18 protein-coding genes and 1 pseudogene are annotated in these 25,024 nt (G+C 50.0%); 12 read left to right on the top strand and 7 right to left on the bottom strand.

What is annotated here, in order from left to right; all coding sequences use genetic code 11:
• Positions 1–199 precede the first annotated feature (199 nt).
• The 4 genes and pseudogenes from ptsP to D9734_RS07710 all read left to right on the top strand — a co-directional run bounded on the left by ptsP (position 200) and on the right by D9734_RS07710 (position 5,380).
• The gene (gene ptsP / locus D9734_RS07695) at positions 200–2,701 is read left to right on the top strand and encodes a phosphoenolpyruvate--protein phosphotransferase (RefSeq protein WP_130206570.1); all 2,502 of its coding nucleotides are present in this window, start codon (positions 200–202) and stop codon (positions 2,699–2,701) included.
• 11 nt (positions 2,702–2,712) lie between these two features.
• Complete coding sequence (gene fsa / locus D9734_RS07700) at positions 2,713–3,375, top strand: fructose-6-phosphate aldolase (protein ID WP_130206572.1); 663 nt, start codon at positions 2,713–2,715, stop codon at positions 3,373–3,375.
• Between the two features lie 10 nt (positions 3,376–3,385).
• The gene (gene gldA / locus D9734_RS07705; protein WP_130206574.1) at positions 3,386–4,489 is read left to right on the top strand and encodes a bifunctional L-1,2-propanediol dehydrogenase/glycerol dehydrogenase; all 1,104 of its coding nucleotides are present in this window, start codon (positions 3,386–3,388) and stop codon (positions 4,487–4,489) included.
• Between the two features lie 274 nt (positions 4,490–4,763).
• A pseudogene (locus D9734_RS07710) lies at positions 4,764–5,380 on the top strand (DUF1287 domain-containing protein).
• Between the two features lie 26 nt (positions 5,381–5,406).
• On the opposite strand, the gene yijE reads toward D9734_RS07710, so the two are convergent.
• The 3 genes from yijE to metF all read right to left on the bottom strand — a co-directional run bounded on the left by yijE (position 5,407) and on the right by metF (position 9,817).
• The gene (gene yijE, locus D9734_RS07715; RefSeq protein WP_130206576.1) at positions 5,407–6,312 is read right to left on the bottom strand and encodes a cystine transporter YijE; all 906 of its coding nucleotides are present in this window, start codon (positions 6,310–6,312) and stop codon (positions 5,407–5,409) included.
• Positions 6,313–6,405: 93 nt separating this feature from the next.
• Positions 6,406–8,586 carry a catalase/peroxidase HPI gene (gene katG, locus D9734_RS07720; protein ID WP_130206578.1) on the bottom strand — a complete coding sequence of 727 codons (2,181 nt, stop codon included), beginning with the start codon at positions 8,584–8,586 and terminating at the stop codon, positions 6,406–6,408.
• Positions 8,587–8,926: 340 nt separating this feature from the next.
• Positions 8,927–9,817 carry a methylenetetrahydrofolate reductase gene (gene metF / locus D9734_RS07725; protein ID WP_130206580.1) on the bottom strand — a complete coding sequence of 297 codons (891 nt, stop codon included), beginning with the start codon at positions 9,815–9,817 and terminating at the stop codon, positions 8,927–8,929.
• 498 nt (positions 9,818–10,315) lie between these two features.
• Between metF and D9734_RS07735 the strand changes: the two genes are divergently transcribed.
• Positions 10,316–11,815, top strand: a complete 1,500-nt coding sequence (locus D9734_RS07735) for a PTS transporter subunit EIIC (RefSeq protein WP_130206584.1) — start codon at positions 10,316–10,318, stop codon at positions 11,813–11,815.
• A gap of 87 nt (positions 11,816–11,902) precedes the next feature.
• Positions 11,903–12,919, top strand: a complete 1,017-nt coding sequence (malI, locus tag D9734_RS07740) for a Mal regulon transcriptional regulator MalI (RefSeq protein WP_130206586.1) — start codon at positions 11,903–11,905, stop codon at positions 12,917–12,919.
• A 65-nt stretch (positions 12,920–12,984) separates the two neighbouring features.
• On the opposite strand, the gene metL is transcribed toward malI, so the two are convergent.
• Together metL and metB are read right to left on the bottom strand one after the other, a co-directional pair.
• Positions 12,985–15,417, bottom strand: coding sequence for a bifunctional aspartate kinase/homoserine dehydrogenase II (gene metL / locus D9734_RS07745; protein ID WP_130206588.1), 2,433 nt, complete (start codon positions 15,415–15,417; stop codon positions 12,985–12,987).
• A gap of 2 nt (positions 15,418–15,419) precedes the next feature.
• A complete protein-coding gene (gene metB / locus D9734_RS07750; RefSeq protein ID WP_001353720.1) occupies positions 15,420–16,580 on the bottom strand; it encodes a cystathionine gamma-synthase in 1,161 nt (386 codons plus the stop codon).
• A gap of 276 nt (positions 16,581–16,856) precedes the next feature.
• Between metB and metJ the strand changes: the two genes are divergently transcribed.
• Together metJ and D9734_RS07760 are read left to right on the top strand one after the other, a co-directional pair.
• Entirely contained in the window at positions 16,857–17,174 is a 318-nt protein-coding gene (metJ, locus tag D9734_RS07755) for a met regulon transcriptional regulator MetJ (protein ID WP_000852812.1), read from the top strand.
• A gap of 59 nt (positions 17,175–17,233) precedes the next feature.
• Positions 17,234–17,842 (top strand): YiiX family permuted papain-like enzyme, encoded by a 609-nt coding sequence (locus D9734_RS07760; protein WP_130206590.1) that lies wholly within the window; start codon positions 17,234–17,236, stop codon positions 17,840–17,842.
• 163 nt (positions 17,843–18,005) lie between these two features.
• Here the strand turns inward: D9734_RS07760 and D9734_RS07765 are convergent, their stop codons facing one another.
• Positions 18,006–19,391, bottom strand: a complete 1,386-nt coding sequence (locus D9734_RS07765) for an MFS transporter (protein ID WP_130206592.1) — start codon at positions 19,389–19,391, stop codon at positions 18,006–18,008.
• Positions 19,392–19,780: 389 nt separating this feature from the next.
• On the opposite strand from D9734_RS07765, the gene D9734_RS07770 reads away from it, so the two are divergent.
• The 4 genes from D9734_RS07770 (at position 19,781) to D9734_RS07785 (ending at position 24,724) form a co-directional block, all read left to right on the top strand.
• Complete coding sequence (locus D9734_RS07770; protein ID WP_130206594.1) at positions 19,781–20,122, top strand: hypothetical protein; 342 nt, start codon at positions 19,781–19,783, stop codon at positions 20,120–20,122.
• A 140-nt stretch (positions 20,123–20,262) separates the two neighbouring features.
• Positions 20,263–21,495, top strand: a complete 1,233-nt coding sequence (locus D9734_RS07775; protein WP_130206596.1) for an ABC transporter substrate-binding protein — start codon at positions 20,263–20,265, stop codon at positions 21,493–21,495.
• Positions 21,492–23,459, top strand: coding sequence for an ATP-binding protein (locus D9734_RS07780; protein WP_130206598.1), 1,968 nt, complete (start codon positions 21,492–21,494; stop codon positions 23,457–23,459). The genes D9734_RS07775 and D9734_RS07780 overlap by 4 nt, the downstream gene beginning before the upstream one ends.
• A 2-nt stretch (positions 23,460–23,461) precedes the next feature.
• Positions 23,462–24,724, top strand: a complete 1,263-nt coding sequence (locus tag D9734_RS07785; RefSeq protein ID WP_130206600.1) for a sigma-54 dependent transcriptional regulator — start codon at positions 23,462–23,464, stop codon at positions 24,722–24,724.
• Positions 24,725–24,805: 81 nt separating this feature from the next.
• Here the strand turns inward: D9734_RS07785 and rpmE are convergent, their stop codons facing one another.
• Positions 24,806–25,018, bottom strand: a complete 213-nt coding sequence (gene rpmE / locus D9734_RS07790) for a 50S ribosomal protein L31 (RefSeq protein ID WP_000710769.1) — start codon at positions 25,016–25,018, stop codon at positions 24,806–24,808.
• Between the last annotated feature and the right edge of the window lie 6 nt (positions 25,019–25,024).

Below are 25,024 nucleotides of genomic sequence, written 5' to 3' on the forward strand. Positions count from 1 at the left end.
TGTAATGTCAGTACAAAAATGCGATCCGCCTCATAACTTGCGTTAACTCGGAATCATGCCGGAATGGCGCGTCTTGTGAGACGCGTCGCAAATTGGCGGTTACATTACATTTGTCCAGCTTTTGGCAGATTTGTCACATGGCAGGTCGTTGCCATGCGCTCTTATCCTGTAAACAGAAAACCGTACCGGGAGAGAGGCAATGGCCCTGATTGTGGAATTTATTTGTGAGCTGCCTAACGGCGTACATGCGCGTCCGGCAAGCCACGTTGAAACGCTGTGTAATACTTTTTCATCTCAAATTGAGTGGCATAACCTGCGTACTGACCGTAAAGGCAACGCCAAAAGCGCCCTGGCGCTGATTGGCACCGATACACTGGTGGGCGATAACTGCCAGTTACTGATTTCCGGGGCTGACGAACAAGCAGCACACCAGCGCTTGAGCCAGTGGTTACGTGATGAATTCCCCCACTGCGATGCGCCGCTGGCAGAAGTTAAATCTGACGAGCTGGAGCCGCTGCCGGTTTCACTCACTAATTTGAATCCGCGCATTATTCGCGCCCGCACCGTATGTAGCGGTAGCGCAGGCGGCACGCTGACGCCAATTTCATCGTTAGATCTCAACGCACTGGGTAATCTTCCCGCCGCCAAAGGTGTGGACGCTGAGCAATCCGCGCTGGAAAACGGCCTGACGCTGGTGATGAAAAACATTGAGTTTCGTCTGCTGGATAGCGACGGTGCTACCAGCGCGATTCTGGAAGCGCACCGCTCGCTGGCTGGCGACACGTCCCTGCGCGAACATTTACTGGCAGGCGTTAGCGAGGGATTAAGCTGCGCCGAAGCGATTGTTGCCAGCGCGAATCACTTTTGCGAAGAGTTCGCCCGTTCCAGCAGTAGCTACCTGCAAGAGCGTGCGCTGGATGTGCGCGACGTGTGCTTCCAGCTACTCCAGCAAATCTACGGTGAACAACGCTTTCCGGCGCCAGGTAAACTGACACATCCCGCTATTTGTATGGCGGATGAACTGACCCCCAGCCAGTTCCTCGAACTGGATAAAAATCACCTCAAAGGATTGTTTCTCAAAAGCGGCGGCACCACCTCACACACGGTAATTCTTGCTCGTTCGTTCAACATTCCGACGCTGGTTGGTGTGGATATCGATGCCCTTACCCCGTGGCAGCAACAAACGATTTATATCGACGGCAACGCCGGGGCAATTGTGGTTGAGCCAGGGGAAGCCGTAGCCCGTTATTATCAGCAAGAAGCCCGCGTACAGGACGCTCTGCGTGAGCAACAGCGTGTCTGGCTGACCCAGCAAGCGCGTACCGCTGACGGTATCCGTATCGAAGTCGCGGCGAACATCGCCCACTCCGTGGAAGCGCAGGCCGCATTTGGCAATGGCGCGGAAGGCGTTGGTTTGTTCCGCACTGAAATGCTCTATATGGATCGCACCAGTGCACCGGGCGAAAGCGAGCTGTACAACATTTTTTGTCAGGCGCTGGAGTCCGCCAACGGGCGCAGCATTATTGTGCGCACTATGGATATTGGCGGTGACAAACCCGTTGATTATCTGAACATTCCGGCAGAAGCTAACCCGTTCCTCGGTTATCGCGCGGTGCGTATTTATGAAGAATACGCCTCGCTGTTCACCACACAACTACGCTCGATCCTGCGCGCCTCTGCTCACGGCAGCCTGAAAATCATGATCCCGATGATCTCTTCAATGGAAGAGATCTTATGGGTGAAAGAAAAACTGGCAGAAGCCAAACAGCAGCTACGTAACGAACACATTCCGTTTGATGAGAAGATCCAGCTCGGCATTATGCTGGAAGTGCCATCGGTGATGTTCATCATCGATCAATGCTGCGAAGAGATTGATTTCTTTAGTATCGGCAGTAACGATCTGACGCAGTATCTGCTGGCGGTGGATCGCGATAACGCTAAGGTTACTCGTCACTACAACAGCCTGAATCCGGCATTCTTGCGGGCGCTCGATTACGCCGTGCAGGCGGTGCATCGCCAGGGGAAATGGATTGGTCTGTGCGGAGAACTGGGGGCGAAAGGTTCCGTGCTGCCGTTGCTGATTGGTTTAGGTCTGGATGAACTGAGCATGAGCGCGCCGTCGATTCCGGCAGCGAAAGCGCGAATGGCGCAGCTTGATAGCCGCGAATGCCGCCAGTTGCTCAACCAGGCAATGGCCTGCCGGACTTCGCTGGAAGTGGAACACCTGCTGGCGCAATTCCGTATGACGCAACAGGACGCACCGCTGGTCACCGCTGAGTGCATCACGCTGGAAAGTGACTGGCGCAGCAAAGAAGAAGTGCTCAAAGGCATGACCGATAACCTGCTGCTGGCGGGCCGCTGCCGCTATCCGCGTAAACTGGAAGCCGACTTGTGGGCACGCGAGGCCGTTTTCTCTACCGGTCTGGGCTTTAGTTTCGCCATTCCACACAGCAAATCAGAACACATTGAGCAATCCACCATCAGCGTAGCGCGTCTGCAAGCGCCGGTGCGCTGGGGCGATGATGAAGCACAATTCATCATTATGTTAACCCTGAACAAACACGCCGCGGGCGATCAGCATATGCGCATTTTCTCGCGTCTCGCTCGTCGCATCATGCACGAAGAATTCCGTAACGCGCTGGTTAACGCCGCCTCTGCCGACGCTATCGCCAGCCTGCTGCAACATGAACTGGAACTGTAAAAGGAAACATCATGGAACTGTATCTGGACACCGCTAACGTCGCAGAAGTCGAACGTCTGGCACGCATATTCCCCATTGCCGGGGTAACAACTAACCCGAGCATTATCGCTGCCAGCAAGGAGTCCATCTGGGAAGTGCTGCCGCGTCTGCAAAAAGCGATTGGTGATGAAGGCATTCTGTTTGCTCAGACCATGAGCCGCGACGCGCAGGGGATGGTGGAGGAAGCGAAGCGCCTGCGCGACGTTATTCCGGGCATTGTGGTGAAAATTCCGGTAACCTCAGAAGGTCTGGCAGCAATTAAATTGTTGAAAAAAGAGGGTATTACTACACTTGGCACCGCAGTGTACAGCGCCGCGCAAGGATTGCTGGCCGCGCTGGCAGGGGCAAAATACGTTGCTCCCTATGTAAATCGCGTGGACGCTCAGGGCGGAGACGGCATTCGTACCGTCCAGGAGCTGCAAGCGTTACTGGAAATGCACGCGCCAGAAAGCATGGTGCTGGCTGCCAGCTTTAAAACACCACGTCAGGCGCTGGATTGTTTGTTGGCAGGATGTGAATCCATCACACTGCCCTTAGATGTAGCGCAACAAATGCTCAACACCCCTGCGGTAGAGTCGGCTATAGAGAAGTTCGAGCACGACTGGAATGCCGCATTTGGCACTACTCATCTCTAAAGGAGCAATTATGGACCGCATTATTCAATCACCGGGTAAATACATCCAGGGCGCTGATGTCATTAATCGCCTGGGCGAATACCTGAAGCCGCTGGCAGAACGTTGGTTGGTTGTTGGCGATAAATTTGTATTAGGTTTTGCTCAGGCAACCGTCGAGCAAAGCTTTAAAGATGCCGGGCTGGTTGTTGAAATCGCCCCCTTTGGCGGTGAATGTTCGCAAAATGAGATCGATCGTCTGCGCGGCATCGCGGAGACTGCGCAGTGTGGCGCGATTCTCGGTATTGGCGGCGGTAAAACCCTTGATACCGCCAAAGCACTGGCGCATTTCATGGGTGTTCCGGTAGCAATCGCACCGACCATCGCTTCTACCGACGCGCCGTGCAGTGCGTTGTCTGTTATTTACACCGATGATGGTGAATTTGACCGCTATCTGCTGCTGCCAAATAACCCGAATATGGTCATTGTCGATACTAAAATCGTCGCGGGCGCACCTGCGCGTCTGTTAGCAGCGGGTATTGGTGATGCGCTGGCAACCTGGTTTGAAGCGCGTGCATGCTCTCGTAGCGGCGCGACCACCATGGCGGGCGGTAAGTGTACTCAGGCGGCGCTGGCGCTGGCTGAACTGTGCTACAACACCCTGCTGGAAGAAGGCGAAAAAGCGATGCTTGCCGCCGAACAGCATGTAGTGACTCCGGCGCTGGAGCGCGTGATTGAAGCGAACACCTATTTGAGCGGCGTTGGTTTTGAAAGCGGTGGTCTGGCGGCGGCTCACGCGGTGCATAACGGCCTGACCGCTATCCCAGATGCGCATCACTATTATCACGGTGAAAAAGTGGCATTCGGTACGCTGACGCAGCTGGTTCTGGAAAACGCGCCGGTTGAGGAAATCGAAACCGTAGCCGCACTTAGCCATGCGGTAGGTTTGCCAATAACTCTCGCTCAACTGGATATTAAAGAAGATGTCCCGGCGAAAATGCGAATTGTGGCAGAAGCGGCATGTGCAGAAGGTGAAACCATTCACAACATGCCTGGCGGCGCGACGCCAGATCAGGTTTACGCCGCACTGCTGGTAGCCGACCAGTACGGTCAGCGTTTCCTGCAAGAGTGGGAATAACCTTGTCAAACTCCCGGCTTGTCCGGGAGTTTGAACGCAAAATAGCCTGATGCGCTACGCTTATGTGGCCTACCTAATCTCTGCAATATATTGAATTTGCGTGTTTTTGTAGGCCAAATAAGGCGTTCACGTCGCATCCGGCACTCTGTGCCAGTAATCTGAAACTCCCACGTTGATTGGGAGTTTTTTTATCCGCTTCTGGACATTTTCTCCACAGAACAATCGTTAGCCCGGAAGGTCGAATCTGTGACTCTTATTTTCACGGATGAAACAGATGAAAGCTTCACTGGCGCTGGTCAGCCTGCTAACGGCATTTACCAGCCCCCCTTAAAATCTCCCGCCGTTCCACCAGCCGTGGTACCAATCCAGGCCAACACCAATCTTGCCATCGCGGACGGTGCCAGACAGCAAATTGGCAGCACGCTATTTTACGATCCGGCGTATGTGCAGCTTACCTATCCTGGCGGTGATGTCCCGCAAGAACGCGGCGTATGTTCCGATGTGGTGATCCGCGCCTTGCGCAGCCAGAAGGTCGATTTGCAGAAACTGGTTCACGAAGATATGGCGAAGAATTTTGCCGATTATCCGCAAAAGTGGAAGTTAAAGCGCCCGGACAGCAACATCGATCACCGTCGGGTGCCTAATCTGGAAACCTGGTTTACCCGCCACGATAAAACACGCCCCACCAGCAAAAACGCTGGTGACTATCAAGCGGGCGATATTGTCTCCTGGCGACTGGACAACGGGCTGGCACATATTGGGGTAGTTTCAGATGGCTTCGCCCGCGACGGTACGCCGCTGGTGATACATAACATTGGCGCGGGCGCGCAGGAAGAAGATGTGCTGTTTAGCTGGCGGATTGTGGGGCACTATCGCTATTTTGTTAAATAAGAGCTCGCCCCACATGAAGAAAAAATTCAGATCCTTTTTACACTGACGGCTTCTTTTTTCTTACGGCTCACCAGCGCCAATGCCAGCACAATCAGCACAATACCGCTACCTTCAACCGCACCAGGATTCTCACCGAGCAGCCACCAGGAAAAGAGTACGCCGCAAACGGGAACGGCCAGTGTGCTTAAACTGGCAATACTGGCAGGCAAGTTTTTCAATACAAACAACCATAAGCTCCACGCCAGCGCCGTCGCCAGAATTGCACTGTAGGCCAGCGCCCAGAACACGGTGGGCTGCCAGTCAATTTCACGTTGCGGCACCAGCCAGGCGACCACGCTCATCACCAGCGCCGCATACAGCATCTGCCAGGATGTTAACGACAATAGATCCACGCGCGGATGACGGGCGTAAAGGCGTTTAGCGACAATGGCGCTCGCCCCCCAACTGACGCCGGAGAGGATCGCCAGCATGGCGCTTTTCATCGAAGAGAAATCGAGTTGCCACGGCTGCAACACCAAAAATAAACCGAAAGCGGCAATCAGAATCGCGAAATATTGCCCACGTCGCAGGCGTTCACCGAGAAACAACGCGGCGAAAATCACCACCCAGAACGGCATGGTATAGCTCAGGATCGCCACTTTCCCCGCTCCACCGCTGACCAGCGCCCACTGCGCCAAGCCAACCATCCCGCAGGTTTGTAACAGGGCAATGGCTAAGGTGTATTTAAACGGCGTCGGGCGCATTCCGCGACCACGTAACAAAAGAACGATGAATAAAACGAGAGCGCCGAAAATGCAGCGTAAGGCGGTGAAGTCGAAGGCACCGATGTAGCTGGTGACTTGCTTCATGAAAATCCAGCTATAACTCCAGATAAGTGTGAGCGCAACCAGGCCACTGATTGCCAGTGGGTTGCTCTTTCCTGCGGCAGACATGAGAGATCCAGTGTGTAGTTTTCCTGTGGACACTATACGCCGGTAAAGAAACTTCAGCGACTGCCTGAAAGGCAGTCGCTGAAGAAGGTCAGATTACAGCAGGTCGAAACGGTCGAGGTTCATCACTTTCACCCATGCTGCCACGAAGTCTTTAACAAATTTCTCGTGGGCATCGCTGCTGGCGTAAACTTCTGCCAGTGCACGCAGAACGGAGTTAGAACCAAATACCAGGTCCGCACGGCTAGCGGTGTATTTCACTTCACCCGTTTCACGATCACGGCCTTCGAACAGCTCTTTCGATTCGTCGGTCGCTTTCCACTCGTAGCGCATATCCAGCAAGTTCACAAAGAAGTCATTGCTCAATACGCCCACACGGTCAGTGAAGACACCGTTTTTGCTGCCATCGAAGTTGGCGCCCAGCACACGCATCCCGCCCACCAGCACAGTCATTTCTGGTGCAGTCAGCGTCAGTTGCTGCGCTTTATCGATCAGCAGTGATTCAGTGGTAGCCTCGCCCGACGCAGCGCGATAGTTACGGAAACCATCAGCAACAGGTTTGAGCAGCTCGAACATCTCGATATCCGTCTGATCCTGACGTGCATCTACGCGGCCTGGTGTGAACGGAACACAGATGCTGATACCCGCAGCACTCGCCGCTTTTTCGACACCAACAACACCGGCGAGAACAATAATGTCAGCGAGTGAAGCCGTGTGTGAGGATTTATAGATCCCCTCCAGCACCGGCAATGCGCGTGCTGCTGCGGCATTAACCTCCCAGTCGCGCTGCGGAGCTAATGCCAGACGCGCACCGTTGGCACCGCCACGTTTATCCCCACCGCGGAAGGTGGAGGCAGAAGCCCAGGCAACAGAAACCAGCTCGCTCACAGAGAGACCAGACTCAGCAATCGCCGTCTTCAGGTTAAGGATATCTTCCTCGCTCGGGTTGAAGAACGCATGTGGCAGCGGATCTTGCCAGATCAGATCTTCTTTCGGCACTTCCGGTCCGATGTAACGTGATTTCGGCCCCATATCCCTGTGCGTCAGTTTGAACCACGCACGGGCAAAGGCTTCGTTGAACGCTTGCGGATCGTCAAGGAAGCGACGTGAAATCTTCTCAAACTCTGGATCAAAACGCAGCGTCAGGTCAGTGACCAGCATCGTCGGCTTACGTTTCTTCGACGGATCGAACGGATCTGGGATAATTTCCGGTGCATCTACGGCTTCAAACTGGATGGCGCCTGCCGGGCTACGAGTCTGTACCCACTCATATTTGAACAGGTTTTCGAAGAAATAGTTGCTCCACTGGGTCGGCGTCTGGGTCCAGACCACTTCCAGACCTGACGTAATGGCATCAGCACCGACACCGGAACCAAAATCACTTTTCCAGCCTAAGCCCTGGTTTTCGATCGGGGCCGCTTCTGGATCAGGACCTACGTGCGTTGCCGGGCCTGCGCCGTGAGTTTTACCTAACGTATGACCACCCGCGATCAGCGCAACGGTTTCTTCGTCGTTCATCCCCATATTGCCAAATGTCGCGCGAATAGCTGCAGCCGCAGAAAGCGGTTCGCCACTGGCATTTGGTCCTTCCGGGTTAACGTAAATCAGCCCCATTTCGGTTGCTGCTAATGGGCGTTTTGCCAGTTCTTCCGGGTTACGGTGGGCAAGCCAGGTTTTTTCATCACCCCAGTTAACATCCAGATCCGGTTCCCAGACGTCTTCACGACCGGCACCAAAACCGAAGGTACGGAAACCGGAGTTTTCCAGCGCCACGTTACCCGCGAGGATAAACAGGTCGGCCCAAGAGATTTTCTGACCATATTTTTGTTTGATTGGCCACAACAGACGACGCGCTTTATCCAGGCTGACGTTATCCGGCCAGGAGTTGAGCGGTGCAAAACGTTGCTGACCACGACCCGCGCCGCCGCGGCCATCAATTGAACGGTAAGTCCCCGCGCCGTGCCAGGCCATACGAATAAACAGGCCAGCGTAGCTGCCCCAGTCTGCTGGCCACCACGGTTGAGACTCTGTCAGCAGATCTTTCAGATCTTTTTTCAGGCCGTAGTAATCTAGCTTGCTAAATTCTTTGCGGTAGTCGAAGTCCTCACCCAGTGGGTTAGAACGGTTAGAATGTTGGTTTAACAGGTCAACACGGAGTTGTTTTGGCCACCAGTCATGAGTGGTTGTTCCCGCACCGGCGCTCTGGTCATGACCGCCATGATGGAACGGGCATTTTCCGGCTGCTGTTGTGTTATGGATATCGTCTGACGTGCTCATCAATATACTCCCTCTACAGTGTTACCCTTACGATACACAGCGTTAGAGAGAAGTTATAATTGAATTAATCCACGGATGCGATAGTTGGGATCTTACATATCATTAGTTAAAGAGATGTAGATCAAATTGATCTTAAATAAGCCTTTTTGATTATGTCCGATTCCGGACAAATACCTTATAAAAAAGGGTTTTATCCCTGTTTTCTCTCTGTTCTTTTAAGGAATGAAGGAGAAAAAGCGAGTCAATAGTTTTACTTGTCTGCCCCCTCGCTTCGAGGAGGCATTTTGTGCTTTGTTTTAATTTTGTGATCACCGTGTGATTTTTACAGAAACCAAAGCACTTATAAACCAGGTCGAACACCCAATGTGTGGCAAATCGCGTAACTCATTTCAGCACGGTTAAGCGTATAGAAGTGGAAATCTTTCACCCCTTCACGGCTTAAAATCTTCACCATATCCATCGCAATATTCGCGCCCACCAGCTTGCGGGTTTCGGCGTCGTCATCCAGACCATCAAACATTTGCGCCATCCACGCCGGAATGCGTACGTTGGTCATGTCAGCAAATTTCTTCGCCTGTTTAAAGTTAGAGACGGGCAAAATGCCAGGAATAATTTCCACATCGATACCCGCCGAAACGCAGCGATCACGAAAACGCAGGTAGCTTTCGACATCAAAGAAGAATTGGGTAATCGCGCGATTGGCGCCGGCGTCCACTTTGCGTTTCAGGTTAAGCAAATCCGCCTGGGCGCTTTTCGCTTCCGGATGCACTTCCGGATACGCCGCCACGGAGATATCGAAATCCGCGACGTCTTTTAACAACGTCACCAGGTCAGAGGCATACATTTCCGGCTTACCGCTTCCCGGCGGCAGGTCGCCACGCAGCGCCACGATATGGCGAATACCGTTATTCCAATAGTCGCGGGCGATGGTCCGCAGCTCGTCAGGCGTCGCATCAATGCAGGTGAGATGCGGTGCAGCCTCCAGACCAGTACGGTCTTTAATGCCTTTAATGATGCTGTGCGTACGGTCGCGCTCGCCGGAGTTTGCGCCATAGGTCACTGAAACAAATTTCGGTTTCAGGCTACTAAGACGATCGATGGAGTTCCACAGGGTCTGCTCCATTTCACTGGTACGCGGCGGGAAAAATTCGAACGAAACATTAATCTGCCCCTGGACTTCGGCCAGGCTCTGATTCAGGGCATCCCGCTGGCTGGCGTGAAAAAAGCTCATACCTTACCTCATCAATCGCTTGTAGTTATATGTTGTGTTGTGAACATCTATCCATTTAGACGTCCAGATGTAAAGATGAAGGAAAAGCCGAGGGGCGTCAACCGAAAAATGCCCCATGATGGTGAGGAAAAATCAGGGAAGATGAATTTTCTTCATTTGAATGTGAGGGTAAATGGGTTCTCTCACATTATCGCGCGCGAAGTAATGAATAAACGGATAAGCCATCGGCTTCAAATTTATTTAAATAAGAGTTAATTAATATGCTCGTCTGTGTTAGCTGGACACTTATTTAAATAAAACAAATAGATACCATAATTTGCATTCAATACTGCATGTTTATTATTTGAACTACTTCAAACTATTAACAATTTCTCCAAAATTATGTTGCAGAGCAATTATGCATCCCCCACGATAAGTAGAACGTTCTACTAGAACGTTCTACTTATACAAAAAAAGACTAATTCGCGCAGATTTATGCGCTATTCGGGGGAAATCAGCATGAATCTGATGTCGAGTTTCGTGAAGTCACTTTCTAAATTGTCGATGATTGGTCGCGCCCTAATGCTGCCAATTTCGCTTCTGCCTGCCGCTGGGCTGTTACTGGCGTTCGGAGATAAATTCCATTTGCCGTTGATGATGAATGCAGGCGGCATTATTTTTGATAACTTGCCGATGCTTTTTGCTATCGGTTCCGCCGTAGGGCTGGCTTCTGAATCAGGAATTGCGGCGTTATCCGCAGCCGTTTCCGTTTTTGTCACCAATATCACCATCAGCACCGTACTTAGCATCACGCCAGAAATGGCCGGGCAAGGCGGCAAATACGCGATGGTGGTGGGTATCCCTACATTGCAAATGGGCGTTTTTGGCGGCCTGATATGCGGGATCCTGGCGGCGTGGTGTTACAACCGTTTTCATACCATGCAATTGCCAGAATTCCTTGGTTTTTTCTCCGGGAAACGCTTTGTCGCTATCGCGACGGCTTTTCTCTCCTTCATTCTTGGCCTGTTACTACCCTATGTCTGGCAACACATTCAGTCAGGAATCGATGCATTATCGGTTATCGTTAATGGTAACAACCAGGCAGCATCGACCTTTATTTTTGGTGTAACTGAACGAGCGCTCATTCCGCTTGGCTTGCACCACATCTGGTATCCGTCGTTTTGGTATTCTTTTGGGGATTACACTACCCATGCCGGGCAAATGATTCACGGCGATCAGACGATTTGGTTCAAGATGTTGGAAGAAGGGGTGAAATCATTTAGCAGCGACAGTTATCATGACGCCGGTAAATTTATGCAAGGCGAATTCCCCCTGATGCTGTTTGCCCTGCCTGCGGCGTGCCTGGCGATGTACCATGAAGCGCACACAAAGAATAAGAAAATTGCCGCCGGTATTCTGTTCTCTGCCGCATTAACCTGTTTTCTGACCGGTATTACAGAACCCGTTGAATTTACATTTATCTTTGTCGCCCCTGTGCTGTATATCTTCAATGCCATCATGGCGGGCCTTTCCTATATGGCGATGTATCTGCTGCATGCACATATTGCCAAATCCTTCTCTGCGGGGCTGATTGACTATATTTCGTTTGGCATCCTGCCATCCTTTAACGGCTATGAAACCAACTTCCTGAGCGCCATTATCGTCGGCGTGCCAATGGCGGTGATCTACTACTTCACCTTCCGCTTTGTTATTCGTCGTTTTGATGTGAAAACGCCTGGTCGTACTGAAACTACGGTTAGCGCTAATGATAAAACCGATGACGAGCTGGCAACAGAAATCATCACGCTGCTTGGCGGTCAGCAAAACATTAAATCGGTAGGCTCCTGCATCACGCGTTTACGTCTGGAAGTCTCTGATAAAGAAGCGGTGGATCAGGATGGTCTAAATAATATTGGCGCCCGTGGCGTGGTTTTTGTTGGCGATAACGGCATTCAGGTCATTTTTGGCGCGCGAGCGCAATTTATCGCGCAAACCATGTCGACGATGATCGGTAAATAGCCTTAAGATTACTCGATGTCAGAGGTTCTGGTCCCTGACCAGAACCTTCTTGCTATTTAAAGAATCAACGTTGTTCAGGGAGTGAGTTTGAAGAAAGTCAGCATAATTGATGTTGCCAAAAGAGCCGGAGTTTCCGTCTCTACCGTGTCGCTAGTGCTGCGCCAGAAAGGGAAAATCTCAGAGGCGACCATCGGGAAAGTTCATGCTGCTATTAACGAACTGGGCTACGTGCATAATGTTGCCGCCGCCAATTTACGTTCCCACACGTCAAATATTATCGGACTGATTTTACGTGATTTTAGCGATAGCTTTTCCATCAAAGTGATGGCCAGTATTGTTCAGGAACTGGAAGCCAGGGGCTATATGGTATTCCTTGGGCAACCACAGAACGAACATGAACATCTTGAACGTTGTTTACTTTCCTTCAAGCAACAAGGTGTTGCCGGAGTGATTTATCTGGCTTCCGATGCGCATCGTGAAACCCTCCCCACGCTAATCCGCCAGTGTTCGCTTCCCCTTGTTGTCGCGTCACAAACGCCTATCAAAGATGAGTGCAACCTGGTATTGCGTGACAACCAGCAGGCAGCAAGTCTTGCCACACGTTATTTAATTGAGCGCGGCCATCGTTACATTGCCTATCTCGGTGGCAGAGAAAGTGATCTTATCCGTCAGCAGCGACTGGTTGGTTTTCGCCAGACCCTGGCAAAATTTGGCATTGCTTGTCGTGACGAGTTCACGCCAGCCTGTGACGGTGACACCTGGGCTGCCAGCATGGCAACGCGCCAGTTGCTGGAAAATAACAACGCCATTACCGCCCTGCTCTGCCATTCGCCCGAGGCCATGATTGGCAGCATCAACGGCATACATCAGGTGGGGCGTACCGTCGGGAAAGACGTCTTTCTGACCCAGCAGGTAGCGCTAATTGGTTTTGAAGATATGCTGCATATCAACCTGACCTCTCCTGTTTTCACCTATGTATCTTCCGCCAGTGAAGAAACCGGACGCCAGGCAGCGACCCTGATGATTCGCAAATTAAAAGACCCGGATTTGCAAACCCAAAGAATTGCGCTTTCCGGGCAACTGGTGGTGCGGGAATCGGCGTAAAAGAGATGCTTTCAAATAATTCTTTGCCGAAAGCATCCTTCTTTTACAAGCCAGGGTAAAAGCAATTACAACAACTGCGCCAGTCGGTTGATATCCGACTGAATCGCCCCGGCGGTGACGTCGCGCCCTGCGCCAGGCCCACGGATCACCAGCGGATTATCGCGATACCAGCGGCTTTCGATGGCAAAGACGTTATCGCACGGCAGCAATGATGCCAGCGGATGGTCTTCACGTACCGCTTCCACGCCTACACGCGCTTTGCCGTTGGCATCGAAACGCGCTACGTAGCGCAGCACCAGCCCCATTTCACGGGCCGCTTCCAGCCGTTGCACCATCTGCTCGTTAAGTTCATCGCCATTTTCAAAGAAGTGGTCGATGCTGCCGCCTTCGCAATGGGCAGGCACCAGCGACTCCACGCGTACCTGATCCGGTTCGATGTTGTAACCTGCTTCACGCGCCAGAATCACCAGCTTGCGCATCACGTCTTTGCCGGAGAGATCGTCACGCGGGTCAGGTTCGGTTAAGCCCTGCTGCCAGGCCTGATCCACCAGCTCGGTAAACGGCACGCTACCGTCGAATTGCAGGAACAGCCAGGAGAGCGTGCCGGAGAAGATCCCGCTGATCGACAAAATAGTATCGCCGCTGTCGATCAGATCGCGCACGGTATGGTTGATCGGCAAGCCCGCACCGACGGTGGCGTTGTACAGCCAGTGACGCCCGGTTTTTTCGAAGGCGTCGTGGATCTGGCGATATTTATTGCTGTCGCTGGCTCCCGCCAGTTTGTTGGCGCTGATGACGTGGAAACCGTGGCTGGCGAAATCAAGATACTGGTCAGCAAGCTGCTGGCTGGCGGTAACGTCCAGCACCACTAAATCATCATACGGATGGGCGCGCATCCACAGGAACAGCGACTCTTCATCCTGCTCGACGGCTTCATCGTTGAAGAAGGCTAACGCGCGGCTGGCGTCCAGCCCGTCGTAGCTCAACAGGCTGCGACGGCTGTCCACCACGCCTGCCAGCACAAATTCAAAGCCGGTGCGTGCCGAGAGCGTACTCTGCTCGCGGGCGAACAGTTCCAGCCAGCGGGAGCCGATATTGCCCTTGCCGAACAGCACCAGGCCGATGCGTTTTTCTGCACGGAAGACGGACTGATGCAGCCCCTGAATCAGGCTTTCGGTCGGTCCGGTGCGCAGCACTGCTACCAGACTGATGCCGTCATCCGACTGCCAGGTAAATTCGACCGGCTGGCCTTTCAGTTGCTGCCAAAAGCGGTGGCAATGCAGCGGGTTACGGGTGACGCCCGCCCCAACCATCGCCACCAGCGCCAGCCCCTGACGCAGGCGCAGTTCGCCGGGTAATCCCGCTTCGTCGAGGATTTTCAGCGCACTGTCAGCGACTTCTGCGGTGTAGCAAAATTGCAGCAACTGGCGATCGTTATGCACGCCAACTGCCAGTGGACGCACCTGAGCACGTTTCAGGATTTGGTCGATCTCTTTATGCGCCAGTTTGAAATCCTGGCTGGTGGGCACCTGAAACTCAATCAAGCAGACATCATCATGGCTGGTGACAATACGCGCACCAGTACCGGAGGCCAGCACACGTTCAATACGCGTGGAACCTTGGTCTGGCGTGTAACTACAGCGCAGCTGCAGGTCGATTTCGCTACCGGATACTGGCTGTAAAGTACGGGCGTGAAGAACGGGAGCCGCCAGACGCGCCAGTTCGCTGGCTTCATCCAGACGCAGCAACGGCAGCAGACAGGCATCTTTCACTTTACGCGGGTCGGCGCTGTATACCCCGGCGACGTCGCTCCAGATGGTTACGCGAGAAACGCCCGCCAGCGCACCGATTTGTGTCGCGGAATAGTCGGAACCGTTACGCCCCAGCAGCACCGTTTCACCAGCGTTGTTACGGCTGATAAACCCAGTCACCACCAGACGTTTGCCCGGATGTTGTACCAGTAGCTGTTGCAGCAACGGATAAGAAAGCCCTTCATCAACCTGCGGTTGTGCGGCGCGTTCGGCGCGTAAAAACTCGCGGGCATCAAGCCATGCCGCTGGCAGCCCTTGTTGATTAAGCACCGCAGACATTAAGCGTGCTGACCACACTTCCCCGTGGCCCACCACTTCTGCATACACCGCGTCGTTAATACCGCTGTCGAGCAGCGCGGCCAGACGCTCCAGATCGCTGACAAAGGCGCTAATGAGGCTATCGGCTTGTTCGGCGGGTAACAAGCCGCTAATCAGATCGCACTGATAACGACGCAACGTTTGTTGAACCTGATGCGCAGAGAGACGATCGGTCTGGCTTAGTTTCAACCAGTTAATCAACTGGTTAGTAGTGCTACCGGCGGCGGAAACCACCATCATATCGTCGGGCTGGGAGTACTCAGCCATAATGCCCGCGACACGCAAATAACACTTCACATCAGCCAGACTACTGCCACCAAATTTATGCAGTTGACGACCTTTCGCCCCTGCCTGCGCAATCACACTCATTTTTACCCCTTGTTTGCAGCCCGGAAGCCATTTTCCAGGTCGGCAATTAAATCTTCGCCATCTTCAATACCGGTGGAGATACGCAGCAGCGTCTCGGAGATCCCGGCGGCAGCACGCGCTTCTGGCGCCATGCCTGCATGTGTCATGGTTGCGGCGTGAGAGATTAAACTTTCCACTCCCCCTAACGATTCCGCCAGCGTAAACAACGACAGCCCGCCCAGGAAACGACGCAGCGTCTGCTCATCGCCATCCAGTTCAAAACTCAACATTGCGCCAAAGCCTTTTTGCTGGCGCGCGGCAATTTCATGCCCCTGATTTTCCGGCAGCGACGGGTGATACAGTTTTTTCACCAACGGCTGGGTTTGCAGATATTTCACAATCGCCTGCGCGTTGCGCTGGGCCAGCTCCATACGCGGCACCAGAGTACGCAACCCTCGCAGTAGCAGATAGCTGTCAAACGCGCCGCCCGTCACGCCAATATTGTTTGCCCACCAGGCAAGTTCAGTGACAACGTCCGGGTCTTTAGCAATCACCACGCCGGCCACCACGTCAGAGTGGCCGTTCAGATATTTCGTACATGAATGCAACACCAGATCGGCACCCAATGCCAGCGGATTTTGCAATGCCGGGCTTAAGAAGGTGTTATCCACCACGCTCACCGCCCCGACTTCCCTTGCCAGATGGCAGATTTTCGCAATATCCACGACGCGTAACAATGGATTACTTGGGCTTTCTACCAGCACCAGTTTAGGTTTTTCCGCCAGTGCCGCCTGCAATGCCTGCTCATCACCTTGATCAACAAACAACACGCGATAGCAACCGCGTTTCGCCAGGCTGTCAAACAGGCGATAGCTGCCGCCGTAGCAGTCGTGTGGCGCAACCAGTAGATCGCCGGGTTTCAAAAAGACGGTAGTCACCAGGTGGATCGCGGACATGCCGGTATTAGTAAGCACTGCACCAGCACCGCCTTCCAGTTCTGCCAGCGCACGCTGAACCACATCGCGCGTTGGATTGCCGCGACGCGAGTAATCATGCGCGCGCGGCTCGTTAAATCCGGTAAAGTTATAGGTGCTGGAAAGATGGATTGGAGGGACAACGCAACCATACTGTTCGTCGTCATTTAACCCACTACGCACTGCGATGGTGGCCTGTTTACGCGTCATGTGATGAAGTTCCCTGGGCTTTGTCGGTGAAATGTCAGGCACCAGAGTAAACATTGTGTTAATGGACGTCAATACATCTGGACATCTAAACTTCTTTGCGTATAGATTGAGCAATTCCCCAATAACCGTTAAAATTACATGCATTATCACGCCGACAGGTGCATTACACGATGTCACGGTAGCGCCTGTACGGTAAACTATGCGGGTTTATGGCCATTACCCACATTAATTGTGTGGTCTGGTTTCAATTTATTGACGAAGAGGATTAAGTATCTCATGGCTGAATGGAGCGGCGAATATATCAGCCCATACGCTGAGCACGGCAAGAAGAGTGAACAAGTCAAAAAGATTACGGTTTCCATTCCTCTTAAGGTGTTAAAAATCCTCACCGATGAACGCACGCGTCGTCAGGTGAACAACCTGCGTCACGCTACCAACAGCGAACTGCTGTGCGAAGCGTTTCTGCATGCCTTTACCGGGCAACCTCTGCCGGATGATGCCGACCTGCGTAAAGAGCGCAGCGACGAAATTCCGGAAGCGGCAAAAGAGATCATGCGTGAGATGGGGATTAACCCGGAGACGTGGGAATACTAATGCTGAAAAAAGCGGTCTGGCGTTAACCAGCCGCTTTTTTTATACATGGACGTTTAACTATGAAAAACAGGCTGCTGATCCTCAGCCTGCTGGTTTCTGTACCTGCCTTTGCCTGGCAACCACAAACCGGCGACATCATCTTTCAGATCTCTCCCTCATCGCAAAGTAAAGCGATCCAACTGGCAACTCATTCCGATTACAGCCACACCGGTATGCTGGTGATACGCAACAAAAAGCCCTACGTTTTTGAAGCGGTCGGCCCGGTGAAATACACCCCCCTCAAGCAGTGGATCGCCCACGGTGAAGATGGCAAATACATTGTTCGCCGCGTTGAAGGCGGACTGAATACCGAACAACAGCAAAAACTGGCGCAAACGGCAAAACGTTATCTCGGCAAACCGTATGACTTTAGCTTCTCGTGGAGCGATGATCGTCAGTACTGCTCGGAAGTCGTTTGGAAGGTTTATCAGAACGCGCTGGGAATGCGCATAGGTGAACAGCAAAAGCTGAAAGAATTCGATCTTAGCAACCCGCTGGTCCAGGGAAAGCTTAAAGAACGATACGGTAAAAATATCCCGCTTGAGGAAACGGTGGTTTCGCCACAAGCCGTTTTCGATGCACCACAACTCACCACGGTTGCCAAAGAATGGCCGCTGTTTTCCTGGTAATGGATTACTGTGAACACGGCTGGCGTTCACGCCGCAAACGTTAATCGCGTTTTGCCATAACTCGAAATGCGCTTTACGCAACCAAACGGGTACGAAATCGATGATGAAAGGTAATTGTGCGGAGAAGCAAGTGGGCCAATCACATCGTGACTGGCCCTAAAACTTAGCTTTTTTGGGTCTGAAGCTCTGGTTGATACGTCTCAGCATCATTTTGACGTTGTTTTTCCATAGCAATCGCACCAAAGTGCGTTAACGTACAGAAAATGATGCAACAGATAACACCAGCAAGCAGAAGATAAAAACCACCATCCCAACCAACCTCATCGACCATAATACCAAACAGGCTTGTACCAAGCGTCGCTCCAAGAATATAGCTCATGAAACCACGCAAACCGACAGCGGAGCCCACGGCAAAACTGGGAACAATTTCCATTGTCTGAACAGAGGCCAGGAACTGCGGAACATAGATAAGGCAGCCCACGCAAGCAGCGAAAATAGTAATAGAGAGTAGAGAATCGCTTTTCCAGTAGCCCAACAGGCAGAAGAAAATCAATACCATACTGATAATCGCTGGCGGCATACGGCGACCATGAAATAATTTATCACTCAACCAGCCAGCAAATAATGTCGTTGGAATAGCCGCCCATTCGAAGATTAAAAATGCCGTACTCATTTCGGTCTTTGTAAAATGCTTCACGCTTAACAAATAAATAGGTAACCAGCTGATAATTCCGAAACGCACCATATAGACAAAAACATCAACGAAAGAGACAAACCAGGCATTCTTATTTTTAAGCACATAGGTACAAAAAATTTGCCAGGCCGTCATATCTTCCGGCGCACGATCATCTTTTGCTTTAATGCTGACGTCGTCCGGAACGATTTCGTTTAATGGCGGCAAACCTTCACTTACCGGTGAACCTTTACCTGACATCAGTACCACGATAGCAATGACAACAGAGACAATCGCTGGAATAACATATGTTGCTATTTTCCAGTGTTCAGTGCCCAGTACGGCAAATGCGCCGCCGACAATCGGAGCAACAATACCACCACCCACGTTGTGCGAAATATTCCAGACCGCGCCGACAATGCCCCGTTCTTTACGAGGAAACCAGTTGGCGATCGTAATAAATGACGGGCCAACACCCATTCCCTGAAAGAAACCATTCAGAATGACAAGTCCTGCAAACATCCAGAATGCGAAACTAAAACCAAGTGCCACGTTAACGAGAGCACAAAGTATTAAACCCACTGCCATATATACTTTAGGATTAGCTTTATCCGCCAGACTGCTCATTATCCCTTTACTAATACCGTAGGCTATCAGCATACAACTGCTTAACAGCCCTATTTGCGTCGCAGAAAGATTGAGCTCTTGTTTTAAATACGGTGTAGAGAGAACAAAGTTATTCCTGACAATGTAATACGAAAGATAACCGATAAATACGCTGAATAACGCCTGCATACGGTAACGATTATAGGTACTTTTCACTTCACTTTCAGGAACCTTATGTGTTGCCACTTTAGGTTTCAATAAAGAAAGCATATATCACCTTCCAGTTCATAGTGTTGTTTAATCAAATAATAATATTCATAGCAATGCTCATTACTACTCTCTGATGAGTATTTAAAAAGCCTTTGCTTAGTGAGTTTTGAAGATAGTGAAGCAAGAGAGTTTAAGTTACAATACAGGGCAAATGAGTCAAAACTGACTCAAAAAAACAAATTCAATGTTCCATTTCTTTCCCATATTTGATTTTGGAAAATGCAACATGGTTATTATTTAAACCTTAACGTGTTACAACAGGCCCAATTTAAAAAAAATTAGTTTTATTAAAATTTTCATTTTTTGAGTTCAATCACATATTTTGCTTCTATAATCGGGATCATTGAAGATACTTGTTCTTGTTATGCCAGAGAACCATGCTGCACAACATGAAAACCTTCATCACCGCACAACAAAAAGCAGAGTCTGAACATCTTCAGGATATCCGTCGTAACACGCTGATTTGCGCTCAAATTAGGGCCTTTTTTATGGTTTCTGAAGACTGGAACTCCGTCATGATTACTGAGACGCTAAGTCTGCATCAGGCCACCGCAGATGACCCTATTTACGATAGTGCTTGTTATTACCATCCTCAACGAGTAAAAAAATGGGATGAAGCCGCCAACAACAAATTTCATTTTTTACTGCTATACAGTCAGAACCTGAATCTGAGAGCGAAAATGTGGAAATTAATTAATGCGCATTTCCGTAACAGTCACTTGCGGATATAGTAATGCTGGTTGCTTGCCGAATTAATGATAATTTACAAATACAAAAACACATGGCTTGAAGTTCGTTGCTTATGTTAACTAATGGATAACAACATGGATTACAGCCCAGGAATTTATCTCTTATTAATGGGATTTTTGACATGATTCGCATTATACAAAGAGCACTAATCTATTGGATTTTATATATCAGCGTTGCCTCAGCGCATGAATTAGTGATTGCTACAACGCTTTCTTCGGAAGCGACAGAGCACATTATCAGTCAATGGCAAAAGCAACCACAGGCAACCAAAATCCGTACGCTCAACCGAACCAGTGCATCTATTGAGCGCCTGCTGGAAAATCCATTGGGTGAAAATATTGATCTGGTACTGAGTTCATCCCCTATGTTGCTACAGCGGTTACAAAGTAAAAATCTGCTCCAGCCATTTAATAATCAAATAGAAACAAGTAGAAAGTTAGTACCGGAATCCATTCGTTCAACCACCGTTGCTGTTGCCATATCGGGCTACGGCATTCTTATCAATGTGGCGCATCTGGAAGACAAAAAAGAGCCGGTGCCAACGTCATGGCAGGAATTAAGTAAGTCGCGTTATCAAGGAACGCTATTAATGAGCAGTCCTTCTCGTTCAGATACTACTCATCTGATGATTGAAGATCTTCTGCAGCAACAAGGATGGAGTAGCGGTTGGAGTACACTACTGAAAATAGGCGGTAATCTCGCCACCATTTCATCACGTAGCTTCGGCGTAGCAAATAAGATCAGTACAGGACTGGGGGACGCTGGTCCGGTAATCGACAATTACGCTAACGTACTGCTTAATAATTCAACTTTACGTTTCAGCTATTTCCCCAACTCGCGCGCAGCGCCTATGTTTATTGCCATTACAGAAGGCAGTAATCATCCACAAGAGGCGGGACGTTTTATTGATTTCTTGTTGAGTCCGGAAGGTCAGCAAGCACTGAGCGATTCTGATTCAGGGAAGTATCCGGTATATCCTCTGCCCTCCGGCACTCCACTCGCTGACCAACAAATGCGGTTATTTGCATCTCCTTCGCTTGATTACCCGTTGATCATGCAACGCCAAAAGCTCGTGCAATTGTTATTTGATTATGCGATTACTTTTCGCCTTACCGAGCTTCAGAAAAGTTGGAAAGCATTATATGCCGCAGAACATCGGCTTAAGCGGACATTGCCAGAGGTGCGCGCACTATTAATCGCAGTTCCCGTTACTCCACAACAGTCTGTTAATCCTACATATCTACAGCAATTCGAACTGCAATCAGGTTTTCGTGAAGCCCAGATTATGGCCTGGCAGCAGTTTTTCCTGCAGCAGCAGCAATTAGTGAATACGCAACTTGAGTCATTAAAGTGAAACAACTACATACTATCGGGACGAGCTTGCGGCTCGCCTTTGTTTTTAGTGCCGTTCTTACGCTATTTGTTAGTGTAGTTAGCCTTTATTCCTGGCATGAACAAAATTCCCAGGTTCGCTACGCACTTGACGATTATTTCCCACGAATTCAGGCTTCATTTCTTTTTGAAGAAAACCTTACGGCATTGGTAAATGAATTCAATGAGCTACAACAGACAACCAACACCGATAGCCGCCTTCAGGTAAGAGAGCAAATTGAACAACGGCTACAAAAAATTCAGTCAATTAATCCCCATCTTGATTCAGTAAATCAAAGTGCGCTTAACCAACAGGTCGCCAGTAGTCGCAAATTGCTGAGTAATCTCGATAAAGCATTAAATGAACATAATAAGGAAAACGGAAAACTCGACGTTATATCGTCAAGAGTTAACTGGTTGCATGACGATTTCAATAATGAACTCAACTCCCTGACTCAGGATTTAAGTTGGCAACAATCATCATTGCTCAATCAACTCAGCCAACGGAAAGATCTTCACGAAAACCAGGGGTTGCAAAATGCACTGCAATCTATTCAAAACGAGTTGCAGCTCGTTTTCGAACTCTCACATATAGAAACTGAAATCGTCAGTACCTTAAAGGAGATGCTTAACACGCATAACAATGATACCGAGTCGTTAAGACAACATATTCAATACCTGGATTTTTTGAAGCATAGCATTGACGAAAATGTGCGGTCGTTAGCTTCTTATTCCAGCACTATTACATTACACCAGACAGTTTATTCTCTGTGGGAACTGGGTACACAGAAAAATTATCTACCCGAAACTCTGGCCGCCTGGCAGCAGGCTCAACAGACCCTTATGAATACCATCAGGGATAAAGAGCGTGTATTTACGCAAATACGCGGCCAATTAGAAACGCAACTGGGTAATAGTCATCAACAGCTACAAACTTTCAATCTGCGATTAGAAAAAATAATGCAAATTAGTGGACTACTGATTTTTGCCGCTATGGTGACGGCCTTACTGTTCGTTATTCTGGTGAATTACTTCTACATTCGGCCAAGAATGATCCGCCGTTTTCGCTTACTGAATGATGCCGTCGTCAAATTAAGTAACGGTGAACTCGATGCAGATATTCCAGTCTCCGGCAATGATGAGCTTGGTAGAATTGCCAACCTACTCCGCCAGACGATAGCGCAAATTAATCAGCAGCAACGTCAACTGGGGCAGGAAATCTGTGATCGAATCGCGACAGAAAAAAATCTGCGAACAGCACAAAGTGAATTGATCCAAACCGCCAAACTGGCCGTAGTCGGGCAGACAATGACAACACTGGCACATGAAATCAATCAACCGCTTAATGCATTATCTATGTACCTGTTCAGCGCCAATCGCGCTATAGAGCAACAAGACGCTGGTTTGGCGAAAAACTATATCGTTACGATGCGATCGCTGGTTGAGCGCATGGATAATATCGTTAAACGACTGCGAAACTTCGCCCGCCGCCGCGATAGTGAACTCGTGGGTGGAGCAATTAATTTACAGCAGGTAATTTATTCATCCTGGGAGCTTCTGGCATTGAAACATCGGCCACTGAAAGCATCTCTTCACTACCCGGATAATTTTCCTGCCGTTTATGGCGACGATGTTTTGATTCAACAAGTTTTAGTTAATTTATTTACGAATGCCCTGGAAGCCAGTCAGGAAAAACCGCCCACAATAACCATTAACTTTGAAGAAGAAGACACCACGTTAACGCTCTATATTGCTGATAATGGAAAAGGCTGGCCAGTGCTTCTGGCTGATCGACTATTAACACCATTTACGACTGACAAAGCTGTAGGTTTAGGTATTGGTCTTTCGATTAGTCATTCTATTATGCGTCAGTGCCAGGGAGAGCTATATATCGCGTCTACCCTCGACCGCCATGCGTTGGTTATTCTATGTTTCAGGAAACTTTAAGCATGACAGATACAACTCCAACAATACTGCTCATTGATGACGACAATGATGTTCTGCAAGCCTACAGTTCTCTCTTACAGCAAGAGGGTTATGCCGTATGTACCTGTAGCAATCCTTCAGAAGCGCTGCAATTGCTGCAAGATACCTGGGAAGGAATCGTGGTATGCGACGTTTGCATGCCGGATATTTCAGGCATTATGCTGCTGGAAAAAATAATGCTGATTGATCCTAATCTTCCCATTCTGATGATCACCGGCCACGGCGATGTCCCAATGGCCGTTGAAGCGGTAAAAAAAGGAGCGTGGGATTTCCTGCAAAAACCGATCAACCCGGAACAATTTTTATCGCTTATCGAAAAAGCGCTGGCAGAGCGTGAAGATTATCTGGAACAAAAAAAATGGCGACGAGCGCAATTTAATCGGCACTTAATTGGTAACAGTGGCTGGGTTCGTCAGACGCGTCAGCAGCTTGAAACTCTGGCAGAAACCGATCTTCCCGTCTGTTTTTACGGCGAACCTGGAACCGGCAGAACATTAGCCGCCCATTATCTTCACCAATTTAGTTCTCGCAAGGAAAGACCTTTAATTGAACGCACACTCAGCGCTAATAGTCAGCAACCGCTGGAAGAATGGGTGGAAGAAGCCAAAGGTGGCACGCTGTTATTAAAAGAACTTGAATATTTAACGCAAGAAAATCAGCGTCTCTTGATTCAACTCCAGGAACGCCCACAGGATCGATCGTTTCGTCTGATTGTTGTTAATCAAAGCCCTCTGGCTGCATTTGCCGCCACACAAAAAATTATTCCCGCATTGTATTTTCTTTTTTCACTTACCCACATCGAATGCCCACCGCTAAGTCAACGCCCGGGGGATATTGAGCCTATTTTTCACCATTATCTGACTCTCACCTGTAAACGATTAAATCGCCAACAACCGCTGCTGGGGAAAACGTTTTATAAGCGACTGATGGCGCGAACCTGGCCCGGTAATATCATTGAATTAATAAATGCAGCAGAATTGGTGGCTGTGGGTGTTTTAATGCTGGACGATTCAGTCAGTTTGCAGATGATGGATGCTGATCCAACACCACTTGATGAACGTGTAGAAAGCTATGAAAGACAAATAATTATTGATGCACTCAACTTCTTCCAGGGACGTATCAACGACGTTGCCGATTACTTTCAGATCCCCAGAAAAAAGCTGTATTTGCGCATGAAAAAATACGGTATTGATAAAATGGATTTTCGCGATGTAAAGGAAAGATAACAATCCAATACGTTATCCTGCTAATGAAAGTTTTCAGGCACAAAAAAAGCGCCGTTCGGCGCTTTTTTCGGAAATCCGGTCTTATTTGCTGCCCGGGATGTTGAAACGCTTGTTGAAGCGGTCAACACGGCCACCGGTAGCAACATCACGCTGTTTGCCAGTGAAGAACGGGTGGCACTTGCTGCACACGTCGAGGTTCAGATCATGACCAACGGTGGAGCGGATTTTCATTACGTTACCGCAAGAGCAGCTAGCAGTAATTTCTTCGTATTTCGGGTGAATATCTTTTTTCATGGGAAA

This window comes from Escherichia sp. E14S1, from assembly GCF_004211995.1.
Classification (GTDB): Bacteria; Pseudomonadota; Gammaproteobacteria; order Enterobacterales; family Enterobacteriaceae; genus Escherichia.